Annotated in this window: 24 protein-coding genes; 1 reads left to right on the forward strand and 23 read right to left on the reverse strand. The window is 71.6% G+C overall.

The window, feature by feature from the left end; genetic code table 11:
- The 23 genes from fliQ to ACFVR6_RS00895 form a co-directional block, all read right to left on the reverse strand.
- Complete coding sequence (fliQ, locus tag ACFVR6_RS00785; protein ID WP_386957877.1) at positions 1–276, reverse strand: flagellar biosynthesis protein FliQ; 276 nt, start codon at positions 274–276, stop codon at positions 1–3.
- Positions 273–1,079, reverse strand: coding sequence for a flagellar type III secretion system pore protein FliP (gene fliP / locus ACFVR6_RS00790; RefSeq protein WP_386957879.1), 807 nt, complete (start codon positions 1,077–1,079; stop codon positions 273–275). Before fliP ends, fliQ begins: the two co-directional genes overlap by 4 nt.
- Positions 1,076–1,486: a FliO/MopB family protein gene (locus ACFVR6_RS00795; protein WP_386957881.1), complete on the reverse strand. Its 411-nt coding sequence runs from the start codon at positions 1,484–1,486 to the stop codon at positions 1,076–1,078. Before ACFVR6_RS00795 ends, fliP begins: the two co-directional genes overlap by 4 nt.
- A gap of 49 nt (positions 1,487–1,535) precedes the next feature.
- On the reverse strand, positions 1,536–2,186 hold the full coding sequence (gene fliN, locus ACFVR6_RS00800; RefSeq protein ID WP_386957883.1) for a flagellar motor switch protein FliN: 651 nt from the start codon (positions 2,184–2,186) through the stop codon (positions 1,536–1,538).
- Positions 2,183–3,091 carry a flagellar motor switch protein FliM gene (locus tag ACFVR6_RS00805; RefSeq protein ID WP_386957885.1) on the reverse strand — a complete coding sequence of 303 codons (909 nt, stop codon included), beginning with the start codon at positions 3,089–3,091 and terminating at the stop codon, positions 2,183–2,185. The genes fliN and ACFVR6_RS00805 overlap by 4 nt, the downstream gene beginning before the upstream one ends.
- 43 nt (positions 3,092–3,134) lie before the next feature.
- Positions 3,135–3,965: an OmpA/MotB family protein gene (locus ACFVR6_RS00810; protein ID WP_386957887.1), complete on the reverse strand. Its 831-nt coding sequence runs from the start codon at positions 3,963–3,965 to the stop codon at positions 3,135–3,137.
- Positions 3,962–4,765 carry a motility protein A gene (locus ACFVR6_RS00815; protein ID WP_386957889.1) on the reverse strand — a complete coding sequence of 268 codons (804 nt, stop codon included), beginning with the start codon at positions 4,763–4,765 and terminating at the stop codon, positions 3,962–3,964. Before ACFVR6_RS00815 ends, ACFVR6_RS00810 begins: the two co-directional genes overlap by 4 nt.
- Positions 4,765–4,983 (reverse strand): flagellar FlbD family protein, encoded by a 219-nt coding sequence (locus tag ACFVR6_RS00820; protein WP_386957891.1) that lies wholly within the window; start codon positions 4,981–4,983, stop codon positions 4,765–4,767. The genes ACFVR6_RS00815 and ACFVR6_RS00820 overlap by 1 nt, the downstream gene beginning before the upstream one ends.
- 130 nt (positions 4,984–5,113) lie before the next feature.
- Positions 5,114–6,271, reverse strand: coding sequence for a flagellar hook protein FlgE (locus tag ACFVR6_RS00825; protein WP_386957893.1), 1,158 nt, complete (start codon positions 6,269–6,271; stop codon positions 5,114–5,116).
- Positions 6,272–6,292: 21 nt separating this feature from the next.
- Positions 6,293–6,715, reverse strand: a complete 423-nt coding sequence (locus ACFVR6_RS00830; protein ID WP_386957895.1) for a flagellar hook assembly protein FlgD — start codon at positions 6,713–6,715, stop codon at positions 6,293–6,295.
- Positions 6,716–6,729: 14 nt separating this feature from the next.
- Entirely contained in the window at positions 6,730–8,154 is a 1,425-nt protein-coding gene (locus ACFVR6_RS00835) for an NlpC/P60 family protein (RefSeq protein ID WP_386957896.1), read from the reverse strand.
- Positions 8,151–8,573 (reverse strand): hypothetical protein, encoded by a 423-nt coding sequence (locus ACFVR6_RS00840; protein WP_386957898.1) that lies wholly within the window; start codon positions 8,571–8,573, stop codon positions 8,151–8,153. Before ACFVR6_RS00840 ends, ACFVR6_RS00835 begins: the two co-directional genes overlap by 4 nt.
- Complete coding sequence (locus ACFVR6_RS00845; protein ID WP_386957900.1) at positions 8,570–9,865, reverse strand: FliI/YscN family ATPase; 1,296 nt, start codon at positions 9,863–9,865, stop codon at positions 8,570–8,572. The genes ACFVR6_RS00840 and ACFVR6_RS00845 overlap by 4 nt, the downstream gene beginning before the upstream one ends.
- Complete coding sequence (locus tag ACFVR6_RS00850) at positions 9,865–10,464, reverse strand: FliH/SctL family protein (protein WP_386957902.1); 600 nt, start codon at positions 10,462–10,464, stop codon at positions 9,865–9,867. Before ACFVR6_RS00850 ends, ACFVR6_RS00845 begins: the two co-directional genes overlap by 1 nt.
- Entirely contained in the window at positions 10,454–11,458 is a 1,005-nt protein-coding gene (gene fliG / locus ACFVR6_RS00855) for a flagellar motor switch protein FliG (protein ID WP_386957904.1), read from the reverse strand. The genes ACFVR6_RS00850 and fliG overlap by 11 nt, the downstream gene beginning before the upstream one ends.
- Positions 11,455–13,071, reverse strand: coding sequence for a flagellar basal-body MS-ring/collar protein FliF (gene fliF / locus ACFVR6_RS00860; RefSeq protein WP_386957906.1), 1,617 nt, complete (start codon positions 13,069–13,071; stop codon positions 11,455–11,457). The genes fliG and fliF overlap by 4 nt, the downstream gene beginning before the upstream one ends.
- On the reverse strand, positions 13,071–13,370 hold the full coding sequence (gene fliE / locus ACFVR6_RS00865; protein ID WP_386957908.1) for a flagellar hook-basal body complex protein FliE: 300 nt from the start codon (positions 13,368–13,370) through the stop codon (positions 13,071–13,073). Before fliE ends, fliF begins: the two co-directional genes overlap by 1 nt.
- Positions 13,370–13,762 carry a flagellar basal body rod protein FlgC gene (flgC, locus tag ACFVR6_RS00870; RefSeq protein ID WP_386957910.1) on the reverse strand — a complete coding sequence of 131 codons (393 nt, stop codon included), beginning with the start codon at positions 13,760–13,762 and terminating at the stop codon, positions 13,370–13,372. The genes fliE and flgC overlap by 1 nt, the downstream gene beginning before the upstream one ends.
- A complete protein-coding gene (locus tag ACFVR6_RS00875; RefSeq protein ID WP_386957912.1) occupies positions 13,759–14,100 on the reverse strand; it encodes a flagellar basal body rod protein FlgB in 342 nt (113 codons plus the stop codon). The genes flgC and ACFVR6_RS00875 overlap by 4 nt, the downstream gene beginning before the upstream one ends.
- A gap of 99 nt (positions 14,101–14,199) precedes the next feature.
- Positions 14,200–14,475, reverse strand: a complete 276-nt coding sequence (locus ACFVR6_RS00880; protein WP_386957914.1) for a hypothetical protein — start codon at positions 14,473–14,475, stop codon at positions 14,200–14,202.
- Entirely contained in the window at positions 14,472–14,858 is a 387-nt protein-coding gene (fliS, locus tag ACFVR6_RS00885) for a flagellar export chaperone FliS (protein WP_386957915.1), read from the reverse strand. The genes ACFVR6_RS00880 and fliS overlap by 4 nt, the downstream gene beginning before the upstream one ends.
- A complete protein-coding gene (gene fliD, locus ACFVR6_RS00890; RefSeq protein ID WP_386957917.1) occupies positions 14,855–16,234 on the reverse strand; it encodes a flagellar filament capping protein FliD in 1,380 nt (459 codons plus the stop codon). The genes fliS and fliD overlap by 4 nt, the downstream gene beginning before the upstream one ends.
- Positions 16,235–16,318: 84 nt before the next feature.
- Positions 16,319–17,125 (reverse strand): sigma-70 family RNA polymerase sigma factor, encoded by an 807-nt coding sequence (locus ACFVR6_RS00895; RefSeq protein WP_386957919.1) that lies wholly within the window; start codon positions 17,123–17,125, stop codon positions 16,319–16,321.
- Between the two features lie 237 nt (positions 17,126–17,362).
- Here ACFVR6_RS00895 and flgN point away from each other — a divergent pair, with 237 nt between their 5' ends.
- Positions 17,363–17,845, forward strand: a complete 483-nt coding sequence (gene flgN, locus ACFVR6_RS00900) for a flagellar export chaperone FlgN (protein ID WP_386957921.1) — start codon at positions 17,363–17,365, stop codon at positions 17,843–17,845.
- Position 17,846: the final 1 nt, after the last annotated feature.

The raw sequence follows: 17,846 nt of genomic DNA on the forward strand, positions 1-17,846 counted from the left end.
TCATCCGCCGGAGAGCAGCTGGGGGATGCGCGCGAACATCTCGTGGGTGAACGCGATCGCCTCCGCGATCATCCAGTTGCCGCAGACGATGAGGGCGATGGCCACCGCGATCGCCTTCGGCACGAACGACAGCGTCACCTCCTGGATCTGGGTGATCGACTGCAGGAGCGAGATGGCGAAGCCGACCACGAGCGCCGTGATCAGCAGCGGGGCGGCGAGCTTGGCCGCGAGCATGAGGCCCTGCATGCCGATGTCGAGGACGGCTTCGGGGGTCATCCGCCGCCCCCGTAGCTCTCCACGAGCGTGCGCAGGATCAGCCCCCACCCGTCGACGAGGATGAACAGCAGGATCTTGAACGGCAGTGAGATCATCACCGGCGGCAGCATCATCATGCCCATCGACATGAGCGCGGCCGCCACGACGAGGTCGATGATGAGGAACGGCACGAAGATGACGAAGCCGATGATGAACGCGGCGCGCAGCTCGGAGATCATGAACGCCGGGATGAGCGTCTGCAGCGGCACGTCCGCCGCCGCCTCGGGGTTGTCGAACCCGGCGAAGCGCGTCATGAGCGCCAGGTCCTCCTCGCGCGTGTACGCGAGCATCCAGGTGCGCAGCGGGTCCGAGCCGAGCGCGACGGCATCCGTGAAGGTCAGCGTGCCCTCGACATAGGGCTGCACAGCGACGGTGTTGATGTCGGTGAGGACCGGCCACATGATGAACAGCGACAGGAACAGCGCGAGGCCGGACAGCACCTGGTTGGGCGGGATCGTCGGCAGCGACAGGGCGTTGCGGGTCATCGCGAGCACCACGAAGATCTTCGTGAACGACGACATCATCACCAGCAGCGCCGGCGCCACCGACAGCACAGTGATGCCCAGGAGCGTCAGGATCGACGCCGAGGGGGTGCCGTCGATGCCGTTGATGTCCACGCTCACCCCGCCGGTGGGCGGGGGAGTCGGCGCCACGACATCGGCGTAGGCCGGTGCGGCGCCCACGACCTGGAGCGCGATCGCCGCGACGAACGCCAGTGCGACGAGCGTGAGCAGTCGCACCGGGAACCGCCGCGCGGCCTTCACGCTCCCAGCGCCCGACGCAGGACCTCCGCGGCGCCGCGTGCGGGGGTGGTGGGGCGGCCGAAGGCCCGGGTCGTCGCGGTGCCGCGGGGGAGCGTCCGCCGCAGCGGCAGCGGGACCGGCGGGGAGAGTTCGTCGCCGGCGGTGCCGGCATCGCTCGTCTGCGTGGCGGGGGTCTCCACCGGTGCGGGCTGCGTCCGGTCGGCGGCGGGCAGCGGCAGCCGGTCGACGACGGACACCCCGCCCTCGGTGACACCGAGCAGGTAGCGGGCACCCTCCATGTCGACCACGACGATCTGCGCCTTGGGGCCCACGCCCTGCTTCGCGACGACGCGGATGGGCTCCTGCCTGCGGGGCCCCCCGGTCCGGCGGGACAGCCGGCGCTGGATCAGCCAGAGCGCGCTGAGCACCGCCGCCAGGGAGACGACGACGCGCAGGGCAAGGAGCAGATCGTCCAGCTCACGCCTCCGCGTTCTCGATGATCCGCGTGATGCGCACGGCGTAGTCCTGGTCGACGACCACGATCTCGCCGTGGGCGATGAGGCGCCCGTTGAGCTTCACGTCGGCGGGGGCGCCGGCCGAGCGGTCGAGCTCGACGATGCGGCCCGGTTCCAGGTCGAGGACGTCGCGGACGGTCATGCGGGTGCGGCCCACCTCGACCGTGAGGTCCATCTCGACGCCGGCGATGCGCTGCAGGCGGCGGGGAGAGGCCGACCGGGTCTGCGAGATGCGCACCGCGAGGCGGCCGATCGTGCGCTCGTTCTCGTCGACGAGGTCGAACACCTGTGCCGCCGGGTGGGAGAACAGCGCCGAGGCGTCGCCGATGACGGGCTCGCCCAGCACGGACGGGCCGAACGCCGTCGCCGCAGCGTCGAGGGAGTCGTGCAGCCGCTCGGTGAGCGGGGCGCCGGACAGGCCGTCGACCAGGGCGCTCTCGTCGAGCATCATGACCGCCAGCGCCGCGCTGGTGTCGCCCACGGAGGACACCATGACGGCATCCCCGGTCTCGCTCGAACCGCTCGACGGCCGCGCGGTCGTGGGGCCGGTGGTGGGCAGGCGGTCGGCGAAGGCGGCGGCTGCCGCGAACTCGTGGGCGGTGGTGCTGGTCATTTCTGCTCCTCGACGAGGGAGTGGGACAGATCGGATGAAGTGACGACGCACGCGAGGCGGGCGCCGTTGGCCCCGACGGCGGCGGACGCGACGACGTTGTCGCCCACGGCGAGGTCGAGAGGGCGGTCCTGGCCGTGGGGCAGCGGGATGACATCGCCCACCGACAGGGTCAGCACCTCGCTCGGGCGCATGCTGCGGGGCGTGAGGCGCAGGGTGAGTTCGACGGGGGTCTCCTCGACGTGCCAGCGCACGATCCCGGGGTCGCTGACCGCGTGCGGGGCGGATGCCGTGCGCGAGAGCCGCTCCAGGAGGGAAGCTGCGGGCAGGGCGATGGTCGCCGTTTCGGTGCGGTCGGCGAACTTCATCGAGAACCGGGCGACGACGACCAGTTCCTGCGCCGCGGCGATCTGGGCGAACGCGGAGTTGTACTGCACGGCGTTCACGGTCAGCTCCTGGGGGAGCAGCGCCCCCAGCGATCCGCGCAGGTGGGCGAGCGTCTCATCCATGAGCGCCCTCAGCAGCGCCTGCTCGACGGCGGTGAGCGAGCGGGTGTCCAGCCGTCCCGGCACGTCGCCGCCCAGCATCTTCACGATCCACGAGAGGGCGGTGTCCAGCGGGAACTCCACGATGATGCGGTCGTCGGAGTCTTCGGCGGCGCAGATGACGAGGGTCGTCGTCAGCGGCACGGTGGCGACGTACTCGTCGTAGGTCTCCAGGTTGACCCGCTCGACGGCGATGTGGGCGCGCAGACGGGTCTTCGAAGTCAGCTGGATCGCCCACTGCCGGGCGAACGCGTCGAACGCCCCCGCGAGAGCGCGGGTGTGCTCACGCGAGAGAGCGGCGGGGCGACCGAAGTCGTAGCGCTCCGGACCTGTGGTCGGGTGCGCGCGGTCGTCGATCTGCACGGATGGGACTATCGGACGGCCGACGCCGTGCGTAAGGGGCGGCTCAGCCCGACGCGTCCACGCCCGACATCTGCGGCAGGAGGGCGCGCACCTCTTCGTCGGCGTCGGACAGCACGACGATGTCGACGCGGCGGTTGTTGGCCAGTGCCTGCTCGCTGTCGCCCTCCGCGATGGGGCGCGAGGAGCCGTAGCCGACGGAGGTGACGCGCTCGCCCCCGACCGAGCGGGCGTCGACGAGGTACCCCATCACGCCGGTCGCCCGCGCGGTGGACAGCTGCCAGTTGTCGGCGAACGGGGCGAACGGCGGCCGATGGTCGGCGTGGCCCTCCACCGAGATGCGGTGCTCGTCGGCGGCGAGCACGCCGCCGACGGCATCCAGCACGGCGCGTGCTTTGTCGCTGAGTTCGTCGCTGTTGGTCGCGAAGTACGTCTCGGCGCTGACCAGGCCGATCGTCAACCCGCGGTCGTCGATCGTGAAGGTGGCCGCGTCGCCGAGCCCCTGGGTGTCGAGCGCTCCCTGCAGGCGCGCCCGCAGGTCATCGAGCCCGGCGTACTCCAGTTCCGCCGCCGTCGGCTGCGGGTCGGCCGCGGGGAGCGCGATGTCGAGGAAGCCCTCGCCGGCTTCGTCGAGGAGCTCGGGCGGGACGATCACGCCTTCGGAGACGTCGACCCCCGCGGAGGCTTCGCTGCCGAACCCGGTCGCCAGCGACGCCCGCAGCGCCTCGAACTTCTGCTCGTCGACGGTGGACATCGCGAACAGGACGATGAACATGCACATCAGCACCGTCACCATGTCGAGGTACGACGCCATCCAGCGCTCGTCGGGGCCTTGGTGGCCGTGATCGGGGATGCGTCGTGCGCGCCGGACGCTCATGCCCGCTCGTCCGCGCGCTGCGGGGACTTCTCTTTGCGCTTGCCGCCCTTGGCGACCGACTCGGGGGCCAGCGCCCGCAGGCGCTCCTCGACGAGGTGCGGCGGACTGCCCGACTGCACGGCGAGCATGCCCTCGGTGAGCAGCGTCATCCGGTCGACCTCGATCTCGGCGAGGCGCTGCAGACGGGAGCCGATGGGGAGCCAGATGAAGTTCGCCGAGAGCAGGCCCCAGAGGGTGGCGACGAACGCGGCCGCGATGAGCGGGCCGAGCGTGTCGGGCTGGTCGAGCTTCTCGAGCACGTGGGTGAGGGAGACGACGGTGCCGACGATGCCGACGGTCGGCGCGTAACCGCCGAGCGTGCTGTAGAAGCGTGCGGCGGTGCGGCGCTGGGACGCCGTGGTGGCCACCTGGTCCTCCATGAGGACACGCAGGTCATCGGCATCCGTGCCGTCGGCGATGTTCTGCAGCGCCTGCCGCAGGAAGGGGTCCTTCTCGTCGGCGACGGCGCTCTCCAGGGCCAGCAGGCCCTGCATGCGCGCGATCTCGGCGTAGTGGACGACCTTGTCGATGAGGTCTTTCGTCGACCCGCCGAGCCCGCGGAAGGCTCGGGGGAGGGCGCGCAGCGCGCCGGCGGCGTCGCTGAGCGTGCCGCCGGCGATGCCGATGGCGATGGTCGCGCCGAAGACGAGCACCATGGGCGCGGGCAGCAGGAGGGCGCTGACGTGGGCGCCTTCGAGGCTGATCATCGCGTAGAGCCCGCCGAAGGCGAGCAGGATGCCGATGAGCAGTGACGGGTCCATCAGCTCTCACCTTCCGTGACGCGTCGGCCGGCCGCCGTGGCGATCACCCGGGCGCGGTAGTCCACGATGCTGTCGATCACGGCGTCCATCGACTCGACGACGACGAAGGTGGCGCCGTCCACCATCACGAGGGTGGTGTCGGGGGTGACCTGGATGCGCTCGATGAGGTCGGGATTCACGGCGAAGGGCACACGGTTCAGGCGCGTGAGGACGATCATGCGCTCTCTTCCTTCTGAATCCGCCGGGCGCCGCGCGCGTACGCAGAACCCGCCGGTCGTGCCTGGCTGTGGATACGACTGTCGGCCGACGGCGCGCATCGGTTAGGGGCGCGCCGTCGGCCGGCCGGGATCACCGCTTGAGGTTGGTCAGCTCCTGCAGCACCTCGTCGCTCGTGGTGATGATGCGCGCGTTGGCCTGGAAGCCGCGCTGGGCGACGATGAGGTTGGTGAACTCCTGCGACAGGTCGACGTTCGACATCTCCAGGGCGCCGCTGACGAGCGAGCCCATGCCGTCGGCCCCGGCGGCGCCGACGGCGGCCTCACCGGAGTTCGCGCCCGCGCGGTACTGCGACGAGCCGGCCTTCTCGAGGCCTTCCGGGTTGTCGAAGGAGGCCAGTGCCACCTGGGCGAGCACCTGCGAGGCGCCGTTGCTGAACGCGCCGATGAGGCTGCCGTCGCCGGAGATCGTGTACGACACGAGGGTTCCCGGTGCGCGTCCGTTCTGCTCGCCGATCGCGACGGTGCGCAGGTCCGCGAAGCCGGTGACGGACGAGAGGTCGACGGTGACGCCGCCGGAGACGATGGATGCAGCGCCCGGGAGCTTGCCGTCGGTGAACGCCAGCGCCGTCGTCGCGGTGCCGTCGGTGACGTCCCAGCCGGCAGCGGTGCGGGTGAACGTGAGGGTGAGCTGGCTGGCGGTGCCGACCCCGTCGTAGACGGTGATGTCACGCACGAGCGACTCGCCCACGGCGGCATCCGACGGCAGGTTGCCCTTGACGCTCGCGGTGCTCGTCGGCTGCGCGGGGGCGGTGGCGGCGATGGGGAGCGAGATGTCCGACGTGGGACCGCCGGTCGCGAGCTGACCGTCCACGGCCGTCCACCCCTGCACGAGGGAGCCGTCGCTGGTGACCATGCGCCCGGCCGCATCGAACGAGAACGCGCCGTTGCGGGTGTAGAGGCTCTCGGCGCCGTTGCGCACGACGAAGAATCCGTCACCGGCGATCATGAGGTCGGTGGGCACGCCGGTGGCCTGCGGGGAGCCGGCGGTGAAGTTGGTGCGGATGCCGGAGACCTGCACGCCCAGGCCCACCTGGGCCGGGTTGGTGCCGCCGGCGCCGGCCTGGGCGGCGCGGGAGTTCTGCACGATCTGGGAGAGCGTGTCCTGGAACTGCACGGAACCGGCCTTGAAGCCGATCGTGTTGACGTTGGCGATGTTGTTGCCCGTCACATCGAGCATGGTCTGGTGCGAGCGGAGGCCGGAGATGCCGGCGTAGAGCGAACGGAGCATGAGAAGCCCTTCTGGTGCGGGTCAGGAAGCGGGGGGAGTGGTGACGCCGGAGACGGCGTCTAGCGGGACGGTCTTGTCGCCGATGGTGACGGAGGGGACGCCCTGTTCGAACGAGACCTTGGAGACGAGTCCCGATTTGGTGGTGCCGTCGGCGTCGAGGTAGGAGGCGTGCTGGCCCACGAGCCCCGCGGCGGCCTGGCGCATGCTGAGCGCGAAGTTCTCGTTGAACGTGTCGGTGAGCGCGGTGAGCTGCTCCATCATCGCGAGCTGGGTGGTCTGCGCCATCATCTCGTTGGTGTCCATGGGCGAACTCGGGTCCTGGTTCTTCATCTGGGCGACCAGGAGGGTGAGGAACACCTCGGCATCCATCGTCTGCTTCGGCGGCGGAGCGGTGAGGGTCTGCGGCGCGGAGGAGGCGCCCGAGACGGAATCGACGGGGGGCATGGTGCTCCTTCGGGTCAGGCGAACAGGTCGATGCCCGCGCCGACGGCGGCGGGGGCGGGTGCGGGGAGGGGTGCGGGGGTGTCGGCGGCGGTGTCGCGCTCGCCGCGGGACCCGGTGCCGGAGCTCCAGGCGCCGGACTGCCCCGAGGAACCGGAGGAGGACCCGAAGCCGCCCGGCCATGCGGGGCCCGACGGGTTCTGGTTCTGGCCGTTGCCGGTGGCCGACGTGTCACCGGCGGCGAGCACGATCGACGAGCTCGCGGCGAGTCCGGCGAGGTCGCGGCGGAGGTCGACGAGCAGCGCACGCAGCGCCTCGCGACCGGTCTCGGTGGGGGCGGCGAGCTCGATGACGATGGATGCCCCGGTGATCTGCGCCTTCACGGTGACCGGTCCGAGGTTCTCGGGCGACACCGTGAGGGTGAGGGTGTGCTCGCCCTCGCCGGCGCTGGCCAGCGACAGCACGGGGGCGGACACCTGCTGCGCGAACGGGGTGCGTGCCGCCGGGGCGGCCGCGGCCGGCTGCGGCGCGGCCGCGACCGGCTCGGCGGGAGCAGGCCCCGCCGATGACGCGCTCGCCGCCGCCACGGCCGCTGCGGCATCCGCCGCGCCGCGCTCGGATCCGGGGGCGGCCGACGGCATCGCGCGGGCGGCGGCGAACATCGTCGCGGGGGCACCGGACGCTGCGGCGGCGAACAGGGTCGCGGCGGCCGGAGTGCCGCCGACCGGGGCGGCGCTCAGCGCGGTGGCGGGGGAGGCGGTGGGGGTCAAGCCGGCGAGCATCGAGGCGGCGCGGGCGCCGGCGGCGGCGGACACGGGCGCGGCGGAGGCCATGACGGGAGCGGCTGCCGCGGCGAACATCGACGCCGCGCTGACGGCGGGCGCCGCCGCGGCGGCGATCTCGGCCCGTGAGGGCACGACGCGCCGGATGGTCTGGATGTCGGCGTCGGTGAGGTAGTTGTTGCGCAGTTCGACGTTCTTACCGGGGCTGGGGGCGTGGATGATCTTGCCGTCGCCGGCATAGATCACGATGTGCTTCTCGCCGTTGGTGACCAGCAGATCGCCGGGGCGCGCCTCGGCGAGGGACCCGACCTCGACCCCGATGTCGGCCTGGTCCTGCACGACGCGGGGGGCGTCGATGCCGAGATCGGCGAGCACCCGCTGCACGAGGCCGGAGCAGTCCATGCCGCTCATGTCCTCGCCGCCGAAGACGTAGGGGACGCCGAGGTAGTTCTTCGCCTGCGCGACGACGTCCTCGCCGCTGACGGAGCCGCCCGTCAGCGCGGCGGCGCCGATGACGTCCTGCACGGCGGTGGCGAACGCGCCCGCGCTCGTGCCCGAGGTCGCGCCGGCGTTCGCGGTGCCGCCGACCGGCTCTGCGGCGAGCGAGCGGATGCGGTTCTGGATCTCATCCACGCGCGCGAGGACGTTGACGATGCTCACGATGCCTCCTCGGTGCGGGATCTGACCCCGATCTCGTCCAGCTCGGTCTGTTCCGCATGCAACTCGCGCGCCAGCTCCCGCCGCGCGTGGGCTTCGGCGAGCAGGGCGAGGCCGCGCTCGTCGATGCGGGTGGCGGTGTGCCGTTCGCGCGCCTCCGCCACGGCGGCCTCCTGCATCTCCGCGAGGGTGCGCAGGTCCGCCAGCATGCTGCGCGAGGCGACACGGCTCGCGGCGAGGGCCGAGAGCGTGCGCACGTCCACGGCCTCATCGGCCGACGTCGACAGCGCGGCACGCAGCTGTCGCTCGCGCGCCTCGGTGCGCACGTGCTCCATCGACGCGCGCGACAGGTGCTCGGCGGCGGCACGCTCTTGGATGCCGCGCACGCGCAGCAGCCCGGCGAGGCGGAAGGGACGGCTCATGAGAGGTCTCCGAAGTCCATGACGAGGGCGCGCAGCCGCTGCCACGAGCTTTCCGCGGGGGCGTGTTCGTCCAGCGACTGTGTGAGGAACTGCTCGATCGTGCGTTCGTGGGTGAGCGCGGCATCCACGCGCAGGTCGGCCCCGGCCTGGTACGCGCCGATGCCGATGAGGTCGTGCGCCCCGCGCCGTGCCGACAGCACTGTGCGCAGCACCGTGGCGAGCTGCTGCTGCTCGGGGGTGGCGACCTTGCCGGCCAGGCGCGACACCGAGGCGAGCACGTCGATGGCCGGGTGGTGCCCGGTGAGGGCGAGCGAGCGGTCCAGCACGATGTGGCCGTCGAGGATCGAGCGCACGGTGTCGGCGACGGGTTCGTTGTGGTCGTCGCCGTCGACGAGCACGGTGTAGACGCCCGTGATGGAACCCTGCCGGTCGTTTCCGGCGCGTTCGAGGAGGTTCGCCAGCACGGGGAAGGTCGAGGGCGGGTAGCCGCGCGTGGCCGGCGGTTCGCCCGCGGCCAGCCCGATCTCCCGCTGGGCCATCGCCACACGGGTGAGGGAGTCCATCATGAGCATCACGTGCCCGCCGCCGTCGCGGAACGCCTCGGCGATGCGGGTGGCGGTGAAGGCGGCCCGCAGGCGTGCCATTGCCGGCTCGTCGGACGTGGAGACGACGACGACCGAGCGGGCGAGACCCTCGGGGCCCAGGTCGTCCTCGATGAATTCCCGCACCTCCCTGCCGCGCTCGCCGACGAGGGCGATGACGTTGAGGTCGGCCGCGGAGCCGCGGGCGATCATCGACAGCAGCGACGACTTGCCGACCCCCGACCCGGCGAACAGACCCATGCGCTGTCCGCGGCCGATGGGCGTGAGGGTGTCGATCGCGCGCACCCCCGACGAGAGGGGGACGTCGATGCGGGCGCGGTCCATCACCGGCGGGGTGTCATGACCGAGCGCCACCCGGGGCGCCTCGATCGGGCCGCGGTCGTCGATGGGGCGGCCGAGGCCGTCGATGATGCGCCCGAGCACGCCGCGTCCCACCGGCACGCTGAGCCCGCCCGCCAGCGGGGTGGCGCGGTCGCCGACGCGCAGCCCCGTCGTCGCCGACAGTGGCATGCACCGCAGCGCGCCGCGCTCGGCGGCGACGACCTCGGCATCCACCCGACCGCCGATCGTGATGAGGTCGCCCACGGCGGCGCCGATGCCGCGCACCTCGACACCCAGCCCGAAGATGCGCGACACGCTGCCGGAGCGTTCCGGGCGCGCGGCGTCGAGCACGGCGGACCAGCGGCTCATCAGCCCACCTCCGCCAGTGCCGCCCGCGCACGGCGGAGGGCGGCGTCGACGCGGAGGTCCACCTCGCCGTCGGGAACGCGCACCACGGCGTCGCCGGGGGAGAGCTCGCCCGAGGACTCGATGCGGATGGCGCCGGGGCGCTCGCCGAGGCCGTCGAGGGTGGCGAGGTCTGCGGGGCTCAGCACGATGACGGCGTCGGTGGTGTCCACGACGCGCTCCGCGCGGGCGTGCGCGGTGAGTGCTGCGCGCACGGGGTCGGCCAGCTCCCGGTCGAGGATCGTCTCGGCGAGTTCGACCGCGAGGGCCAGCACCCGCTCCTCGGCGACGTGCGCCAGTGCGGCGGTGCGTTCGGCGAGGGCCGTCACCGCACGGTCGAGCACATCCAGGGCGGCTGTCGTCGCCGCGACCGCATCGGCGGCGGCGATGCGGCGCTGCTGCGCCGCCCGCTCGGCTTCGCGCTCGGCCTCTTCGCGGGCGAGGCGCATGCCCTCGGCGTATCCCATTGCGTGGCCGCGACGGGCGGCGCGCTCGCGCTCGGCGTGCTCGGCGGGTCCGGACAGGCGCGGGATCTCGATCCGGGTGAAGACGTCAAGAGACATACTCCTCCTCGTCTCCCCGCTGCACGCGGATGTCGCCGACGGCTTCGAGCGCGCGGATGGTGCGGACGATCTCGGCCCTGGCCTCCTCCACCTGGGAGATGCGCACGGCGCCGATGGCCTGCGACTCCTCGTCGAGGGTGTCGCGGTTGCGCTCGGACATGTTGCGGCGGATGACCGCTGCCACCGCGGGCGGTGCGCCCTTGAGCGCGAGTGCGAGGACGCGGATCTCGATGCCGCGCAGCACCCGCTGGGCGTCTCGGTCCTCCAGCACCACGAGGTCGGCGAACGTGAACATGCGCGAGCGGATGTCCTCGGCCAGCACGCTGTCGCGCGCCTCCAGGTTCGCCAGCAGCGCCTTCTCGACCGTGGCCTCGGACCGGTTGATGATGTCCACCAGCGGCTGAACGCCGCCGAGGGTCTCGGGGGCGTCGCGGGTGGCGAACGCGCCGGAGCGGGTGCGCAGCGTCTCGGCGACGATCGCCACGGCATCCTGCGAGGCCGTGCCCATCGTCGCGATCGCGTGCGCGACGTCGGTGCGCACCGGGTCGGACAATTCCGCCAGCACCGCCGCGGCGCGATCGACGGGCAGATGCGCGATGACCAGGGCGATGGTCTGCGGCAGTTCGCCGTCGACGACGCTGGCGATCTGGGCGGGTTCGACGGAGATGAGGAAGTCGAAGGAGGACCCGGTCATCGCGGAGGACACCTTGGTGAGCACGCCCGCGGCCCGTTCGGAGCCGAACGATGCCTCCAGCAGCCCCGCGGCGATGTCGCGACCGCCCCGCGCAGGCGGCAGATGGCCCTGCAGCATGCGGTGGAAGTCCGACAGCGCGCGGGTCGTCGTCTCGGCGTCGAGGTGACGCAGCCGGATGATCTCGGCCGCCACTCCCTCCGCCTCGTCCTCGGTGAGGTGCTTCATCACCTCGACCGCGAGGGCGCGATCGAGGTTCATCATGACCACGGCGGCGGTCTGCGTTCCGGTGAGGGTGCTCATGCGTCCTGGCTCTCCCGGATGAGGCCGCGCAGCAGATCGGCGGTGCGGCTGGGATCGCGGCGGGCGAACTCGGCGAGCTCGGCCCGGCGGCGGTCGAGCGTGACCTGGGCCGGCTCCGGCTCGGGGTCCGGCTCGTAGTCGACGGGCAGCGGGATGGTCGGCGACTGCTCGAGCTGCGCCGTTGGGCCGCCCTGCACGAGCGCGGCGAACGGGTCGGCGGGGGCATCCACCTGCACGAGGTCCAGCGGGGTCGCAGCGGCAGCCGCGGCGCGGCGGCGCATGACGACGATGCCGGCCACGGTCGCGAGGATCAGCACGAGGGCGACGCCGCCGGCGCTGAGCGCGGTGCGGAACAGCTCGGCCTGGCGGTCGGCGGCATCCGCCTCGCGCGCGGCGTCGAGGGCCGCCTGGGCCGCGGTGGCGCCGGCATCGCTGAAGGTGACGAGCTCCACCGTCACGGCGTCGCCGCGCTGGCGGTCGATGCCCGCGGCGGAGGCGACGAGCGCTTCGAGCTGGTCGACGTCGATGTCCTCGGCCGCGGTGCGGTCCACGGCGACGGCGATCGCCTGCCGCGACAGGGCGCCGGCGGGGGTGGACGTGCTTTCGACGGTCTTGTTGATGACGCTGTTGCGGGTGGTCTCGGTGGATTCGTACGTGCCGTTGCCGCCCGCGATGCCCGCGCCGATCTCAGCCCCGAGCACCCCGGTGCCCGCGCCCGGGCCGGTGTAGGTCTCGGTGCTGGACTGCTCGCTGGTGGCGGATTCACCCTCGATGGGCGTGTAGGTCTCGTCGATGCGTTCGCTGGTGGCCTGCTCCATCTCGGCGGCGACGGTGACGGTCGCCATGCCCGCGCCCACGACGGTGTCGAGCATCTGCTGCACGCTCGCGGCGATGCGCGCCTCGTAGGCGCCGGCCTGCTGCGCGAGGCCGCCGGTCGACCCGGTGCCGACGGCGGAGAGGGTCTGGCCGCCCTGGTCGACGACCGCGACGTTCTCGGGCTTCATGCCGCTGACGGCCGCAGATGTCAGGTGGACGATGGCCTCGACCTGCGCGGTGGAGAGGGTGGAGCGGTTGTCCGTCTCGATGAACACCGAGGCGGTGGGCTCCAGCTTCTCGGAGACGAACACGCTCTCCTCGGGGATCGCCAGCTGCACGGATGCCGTCGTGACGCCTTCCAGCGCGCCGATGGTGCGGGCGAGCTCGCCCTCGATCGCGCGCTTGTAGGTGACCGACTGCTGGAACTCGGAGCTGGTGACCCCCATGGTGTCCAGCAGCGAGTAGCCGTCGGAGCCGGAGCCGGGCAGGCCTGCGACGGCGGCCGCGAGCCGCTGCTCGTACACGTCGCCCTCGGGGACGAGCACCGTCGAGCCGCCGTCGGCGAGCTCGTAGCTCACCGACGAGGCCTTCAGCTGCTCGACGACCGCGCTGGCGTCCTGCGCGCTCAGCCCGCTGAACAGCGGAGTGAGGGTGGGGCGGGAGAGCCAGGTCACGATCGCGAAGACCCCCATCACGAGCACGGCGATGCCGATGATCGCGATGGTCCGCTGCGCGAGCGTGAACGACGCCACCGCCCGCTGCAGGCGGGCGAAGACGGACGAGACGGCAGCGGGCATCAGGCCTGCATCCGCATGATCTCATTGAACGCGTCGACGCCCTTGTTGCGCACGGCCGCGACCAGTTCGAGCGTCACCGACGCGCGGGTGGACGCGATCATCGCCGAGTGGATGTCGTCGAGGTCGCCCGTGACGGCGGCGACGGCGAGCTCGTTCGAGGTCGACTGCAGGGACCGCAGCTCGTCGACGGCACCCGTGATGCTCTGGGCGAACGTGGTGTCGTCGCCCGCCCCGCGGGTCGGCGCGACGGGCAGGGAGATGGAGGGGGCGATCGCGTCGATCGCGGAGATCGGGGGCATCAGTTTCGTCCGATCTGGAGGGCGGCCTCGTAGGCGGTCTTGGCGCGGTCGACGACGGCGGCATTGGCCTGGTAGCCGCGCTGCGCCATGATCAGGTGCCCCATCTGCTCCCCGAGATCGATGTCGGGGTAGCGGACGTACCCCTCGGCATCGGCGAGCGGATGCGTGGGCTCGTAGACCAGTCGCCCCTCGGGGTCGCCGAACTGGGCACCGGCCACCCGCACGCCGCCGGCGGCGTCGTCGGACTGCACGGCCACGTAGCGCTGCTGGAACGCGGCGTCGTCGGTGGAGGCCGCCGTGTTGATGTTGGCGATGTTGTCGCTGAGCGCGTCCAGCCAGGTGCGGTGCGCGGTCAGGCCGGAGCCGGCGATGCCGATGGCGTCGAAGGTCATGATGTCCTCAGGGCGGTCTGGACCGACTTGAACGACCCGCCGACCGCCTGGGAGGCGAACTGGAAGCGCAGGACCGTGTCGATGTTCGAGAGCGTCTCGGTGTCGAGGTTGACGTTGTTGCCGTTGAGTCGGGTGGGGGCGAGGGATTCGGTGACGGTGGGCGCGACGGCGCCGTCACCGCGCTCGACAGAGGCTGCCAGGGCGTCCTCGAACGCGACGACCTTCGCGAGGTAGCCGGACGTGTTGACGTTGGCGATGTTGTCCGCGATGGCCCGCTGGCGCTGGGAGAGCCCGGTGAGGGCGCTGGTGAGCGCAACGGTGGTCACTGATTCGAGCACGAAAGCCGTTCCCGTCGACGGTTGCCGTGGCCGATCCCTGGCCGAAGGAGATGAGCGATCCGTGCTCAGGGAGATCTATCGGCCGCGGCGCGCGGTGCGTTAGCCGTCGAGGTCGAGATACGCGGCGGTGTCCGTGCGCAGCGCCGGCACCATGCCCACCGCGTCCAGGTGCGCGCGGGTGGCGATCATCTCCACCTGGAGGCGCGCCATGCGCTGCTCCTGGCGCGCGACGATGAGGCGCGCCCGATCGACCAGATGCTCCGGCAGCGGCGTGTCGATGATCACCGGCTCCCACGGCTCCCAGGCGTCCAGAGGGCTCTCGAGGTCGTGCTCGAAGCGTGCGAGCAGGTCGAGCCAGGTCTCCAGATCGCTCATGCGCGCTGGGCCACGGGCGCCGCTGCCGCTTCGTGCCAGGCGTCGCGCAGCGGCGCGATGAGCTCGCGGCATTCCCGCGTGCGCTCGGCATCCCGCCCGATGTTCGCGCCGACGAGCGTGCGGGTGAGGTAGGAGTACACGGCCTGCAGTTCGACGCTGCCCGACCAGTCGGGTGACAGCGAACCTGCCAGTGCCGCGATGATGGTCTGGGCATGCTGCAGTTCGGTGTTGGCCGTCTCCCAGTCGCCCGCGCGCTGAGCGCTCTCGCCGCGATCGACGTCGAGCAGGAGGCGGTCGTAGAGCATCGTGACCAGGCGTTCCGGGCTCGCCGAGAGCACCGCTTCGTCCCGGTAGCGCTGCTGCGCCCTCAGCGCGGCATTCACTTCGAGCTCGAGGGGTTGAGGGCGGCCAGCTGCGACGTCAGGTAGGAGGACTGCGACTGGAGACGGGAGAGCATCGTCTCCAGCGACGCATACGTGCGTTCGAGCGTGGAACGCCGCATCTCCAGGCGCACGTCCCAGCGTTCCAACTGGTCGGCGATGCGGTTCACCTCGCTCTCCTGGCCGGTGATGCGGGCGGTGACGAGGCCGTCGTACTTGTCGGAGTACTGCTCGGCGGTCTCCTGCACGCGCGCCGCGACACCGGCGAAGACCGCTTCGACGGATGCCTCGTCGGCCTCGAGTGCGGCGGTGAACTTCTTCTCGTCGAAGCTCAGCACGCCGTAGCGGTCGATCGAGATGCCGATCGTCGAGGGGGAGACGCCGTCGACGGGGTACTGCACGGCGTTGCTCAGCGCGAGCTGCAGCCCGCGCACCGTGCTGTCGCCGGTGAAGACGCCCAGCGTCGTGGTGCCGCCGGGAGTGGTCGGGGCCGTCGTCTTGGAGCCGTTCGCGATGCCGGTGAGCACCGCCTTGATCTGTGAGACGAAGTCGCCGGCGGCCTTGGCGCGCGCGGCAGGATCGGCGGAGACCGAGATCGTCACCGGTTCGGTCGACGCTTTCGAGACGGTGATGTCCACGCCGGGGAAGAGGTCGGCGAACGTGTTGTCGTCGGAGGTGACGGTCAGCTCGGCGGGCGTGCCGGCCCATAGGCGCACCTGCGCGTCCTGGCCCTGCGTGATGACCGCCGCCCCGGTCTCGGCGGCGAGGTCCGTCGCCGTGCCGGCGGTGACGGCCGCGGCATCCCCGCTGTAGACCCGGAAGGTCCCCTGCGCGCCGCTCTGCGTCGCGGTGATCTGCAGTCGGAAGAGGGGCTGCCCGGCCGCATCGGTGCCGGCCGACACGGCAGAGGCGACGATGCCGGCCCCCGCGGCGGTGAGGGCCCGGGCGACGTCGGCCGGCGCCGACGACGACGGATTCACCTCGATGAGGTCGCCCGCCGCGTTCTGGATCGTGAGGACGAGGGGCTGGTCGGTGAAGGCGGCGGTGGCACGCGTGACGACCGTGTGCGCCGTGGCGGTGCGGTCGACGATGATGTCGCTGGACACCGCGGCCGAGCCGGCGCTGGCGGTGACCGTGACGGAGGGGTCGGAGCTGCTGGTGCGCACCTGCGCGACGGCGCCCACGCCGGTGGCGTCCTTGGCGGCGGTGAACAGCCCCTGCAGCGCCGTGTTGAGGGAGCGCAGCTGGGTGATGATCACCTGCCGGTCGTCGGATTTCGCCTTCAGCAGCGTGCGCGGGATCGCCTCGACGTCCATCAGCGCATCGATGATCGCCTTGGTGTCGAGACCGGAGGCGAGTCCGTCGATCTGGAGACCCATGTGCGCGCCCTTCCTGTCGTCGTGCGGCTCGTCGGGAGTTCCCGAGGTGTCCGGAATCTCCTATCGGCAGCTCGACGGCGGGCGTTAGCTGGCGGCGGCCTTCGCGGCGTGGAGGGCGCCGTGGCGGGGCGGCGTCGCCGTGACGATGCGTGAGAAGTACGCTTCGCGTGCCGAGTCGGACACCCGCGAGATGGGGGCGGCGCCGGTGTCGAGGTAGAAGCGTTCGAGCGCGTCGCGCAACAGGCGCACGGCCTCCGCGCGCTGCTGCGAGATCGCGGAGTGCGAGACGCCGAGTTCCTCGGCGAGGTCCTTCACGGGGCGCTCGTCGATGTAGACCGCCTGCACGATGGCGCGCATCCGCTCGGGGAGGGCCGCCACGGCGCGGGTGAGGACCTCTCGCCGTTCCTGCAGTGCGGCGGATTCCGCCGGGAGGGCGATGGCGGCCGGAACGTCGAGCACGGCGGCGTCGTCGAGGCTCGTGACGGTTCTGGCGGCGTCGTTGAGCGACTCCACGACGGCGTCCCGCGGCAGTCCCATGGTCGTGGCGATCTCATCGGCGGTCGCGGTGCGTCCGAGGGCCGCGGTGAGGGTCTCCCGCACGGCCGTGATCTCCTTGATGCGCTTGCGGATGCCGCGGCTCGCCCAGTCCATGGAGCGCATCTCGTCGGCGAACGCGCCGAGGATGCGCCGGCGGGCGTACGCTCCGAAGGGGACGCCGAGTGTCGGGTCGAACGCCTCCGCCGCCGTGACGAGGGCGAGAGCGCCGGCCGAGGCGAGTTCCTCGCGAGGGACGTGCGTCGCTCGGGCGTGCACGTCGCGGGCGAGGTAGCCCACGAGGGGGAGATTCTCCTCGATGAGGCGATTGCGCTCCGCGCGGCCCGGGGTGTGCAAGGTCGGTCTCTCTTTCGATCTCTACGGCCATTCGGTCTTCCGAACGGTGAAGTGCACCGCAGAAGCGGGGAATCTCAGGTCCGCACGGTATGAATATGAGAAACCTCTCATGAAATCGGTCATAACACTATGTGCAATTCGGCCGATAGAAGAGAACAGCGGCTCTGGGACCGGTCGCTACTGGGGAAAGTCGCCGAAACGGCGAGAAAAATCATCGATCTGGGGAGATAGAGATAAATGGGAGCCAACGAGTTGTCCATGCAGCTGTGGCGGGAGCGGGAACTGCTGGAGTTCCTGCTCTTCAAGCTCGAGGAGCAGCGACTGCTCCTCGGAGCGGGCAGTATGCGATGGATTCACTACGCGACGCGCGAGGTCGAGCAGGTCCTCGAGCAGTTGCGCACCTCCGGACTCGGCCGTGATGTCGAGGTGGCCGCCGTGGCGGCCGACTGGGGTGTGCCCGAGGCGACGACGCTGTCGGAACTGATCGCGGCCGCACCGACGGATGCATGGCGCGAGGTCTTCACCGAGCATCGCGCCGCGCTGACCACTCGCATGTCGGAGGTGGCGCAGCTGAGGGATTCCAGCGAGGCGTACCTGCGCGCGGCGGTGCGTGCGGTGGAGGAGACCCTCGCGGGCCTTGCCGCCAGCACGGGCGAATACACGACGCAGGGCGAGCGGGCGCGGGAGGACACCGCCCGTCTCGTCGACACCGAGATGTGAG

This window comes from Microbacterium sp. NPDC058021, assembly GCF_042885955.1.
Classification (GTDB): domain Bacteria; phylum Actinomycetota; class Actinomycetes; order Actinomycetales; family Microbacteriaceae; genus Microbacterium.

Coding starts and splice junctions, on each gene's coding strand:
- fliF (WP_386957906.1), bottom strand. CDS start 13,071: ATGCCCGCTGCCGTCTCGTCCGTCTTCGCCCGCCTGCAGCGGGCGGTG.
- ACFVR6_RS00830 (WP_386957895.1), bottom strand. CDS start 6,715: ATGCCCCCCGTCGATTCCGTCTCGGGCGCCTCCTCCGCGCCGCAGACC.
- ACFVR6_RS00820 (WP_386957891.1), bottom strand. CDS start 4,983: ATGATCGTCCTCACGCGCCTGAACCGTGTGCCCTTCGCCGTGAATCCC.
- ACFVR6_RS00880 (WP_386957914.1), bottom strand. CDS start 14,475: ATGAGCGATCTGGAGACCTGGCTCGACCTGCTCGCACGCTTCGAGCAC.
- fliE (WP_386957908.1), bottom strand. CDS start 13,370: ATGCCCCCGATCTCCGCGATCGACGCGATCGCCCCCTCCATCTCCCTG.
- ACFVR6_RS00810 (WP_386957887.1), bottom strand. CDS start 3,965: ATGAGCGTCCGGCGCGCACGACGCATCCCCGATCACGGCCACCAAGGC.
- ACFVR6_RS00840 (WP_386957898.1), bottom strand. CDS start 8,573: ATGAGCCGTCCCTTCCGCCTCGCCGGGCTGCTGCGCGTGCGCGGCATC.
- flgC (WP_386957910.1), bottom strand. CDS start 13,762: ATGACCTTCGACGCCATCGGCATCGCCGGCTCCGGCCTGACCGCGCAC.
- flgN (WP_386957921.1), top strand. CDS start 17,363: ATGGGAGCCAACGAGTTGTCCATGCAGCTGTGGCGGGAGCGGGAACTG.
- fliD (WP_386957917.1), bottom strand. CDS start 16,234: ATGGGTCTCCAGATCGACGGACTCGCCTCCGGTCTCGACACCAAGGCG.
- ACFVR6_RS00845 (WP_386957900.1), bottom strand. CDS start 9,865: ATGAGCCGCTGGTCCGCCGTGCTCGACGCCGCGCGCCCGGAACGCTCC.
- ACFVR6_RS00850 (WP_386957902.1), bottom strand. CDS start 10,464: ATGTCTCTTGACGTCTTCACCCGGATCGAGATCCCGCGCCTGTCCGGA.
- ACFVR6_RS00815 (WP_386957889.1), bottom strand. CDS start 4,765: ATGGACCCGTCACTGCTCATCGGCATCCTGCTCGCCTTCGGCGGGCTC.
- ACFVR6_RS00825 (WP_386957893.1), bottom strand. CDS start 6,271: ATGCTCCGTTCGCTCTACGCCGGCATCTCCGGCCTCCGCTCGCACCAG.
- fliQ (WP_386957877.1), bottom strand. CDS start 276: ATGACCCCCGAAGCCGTCCTCGACATCGGCATGCAGGGCCTCATGCTC.
- fliN (WP_386957883.1), bottom strand. CDS start 2,186: ATGACCAGCACCACCGCCCACGAGTTCGCGGCAGCCGCCGCCTTCGCC.
- fliG (WP_386957904.1), bottom strand. CDS start 11,458: ATGAGCACCCTCACCGGAACGCAGACCGCCGCCGTGGTCATGATGAAC.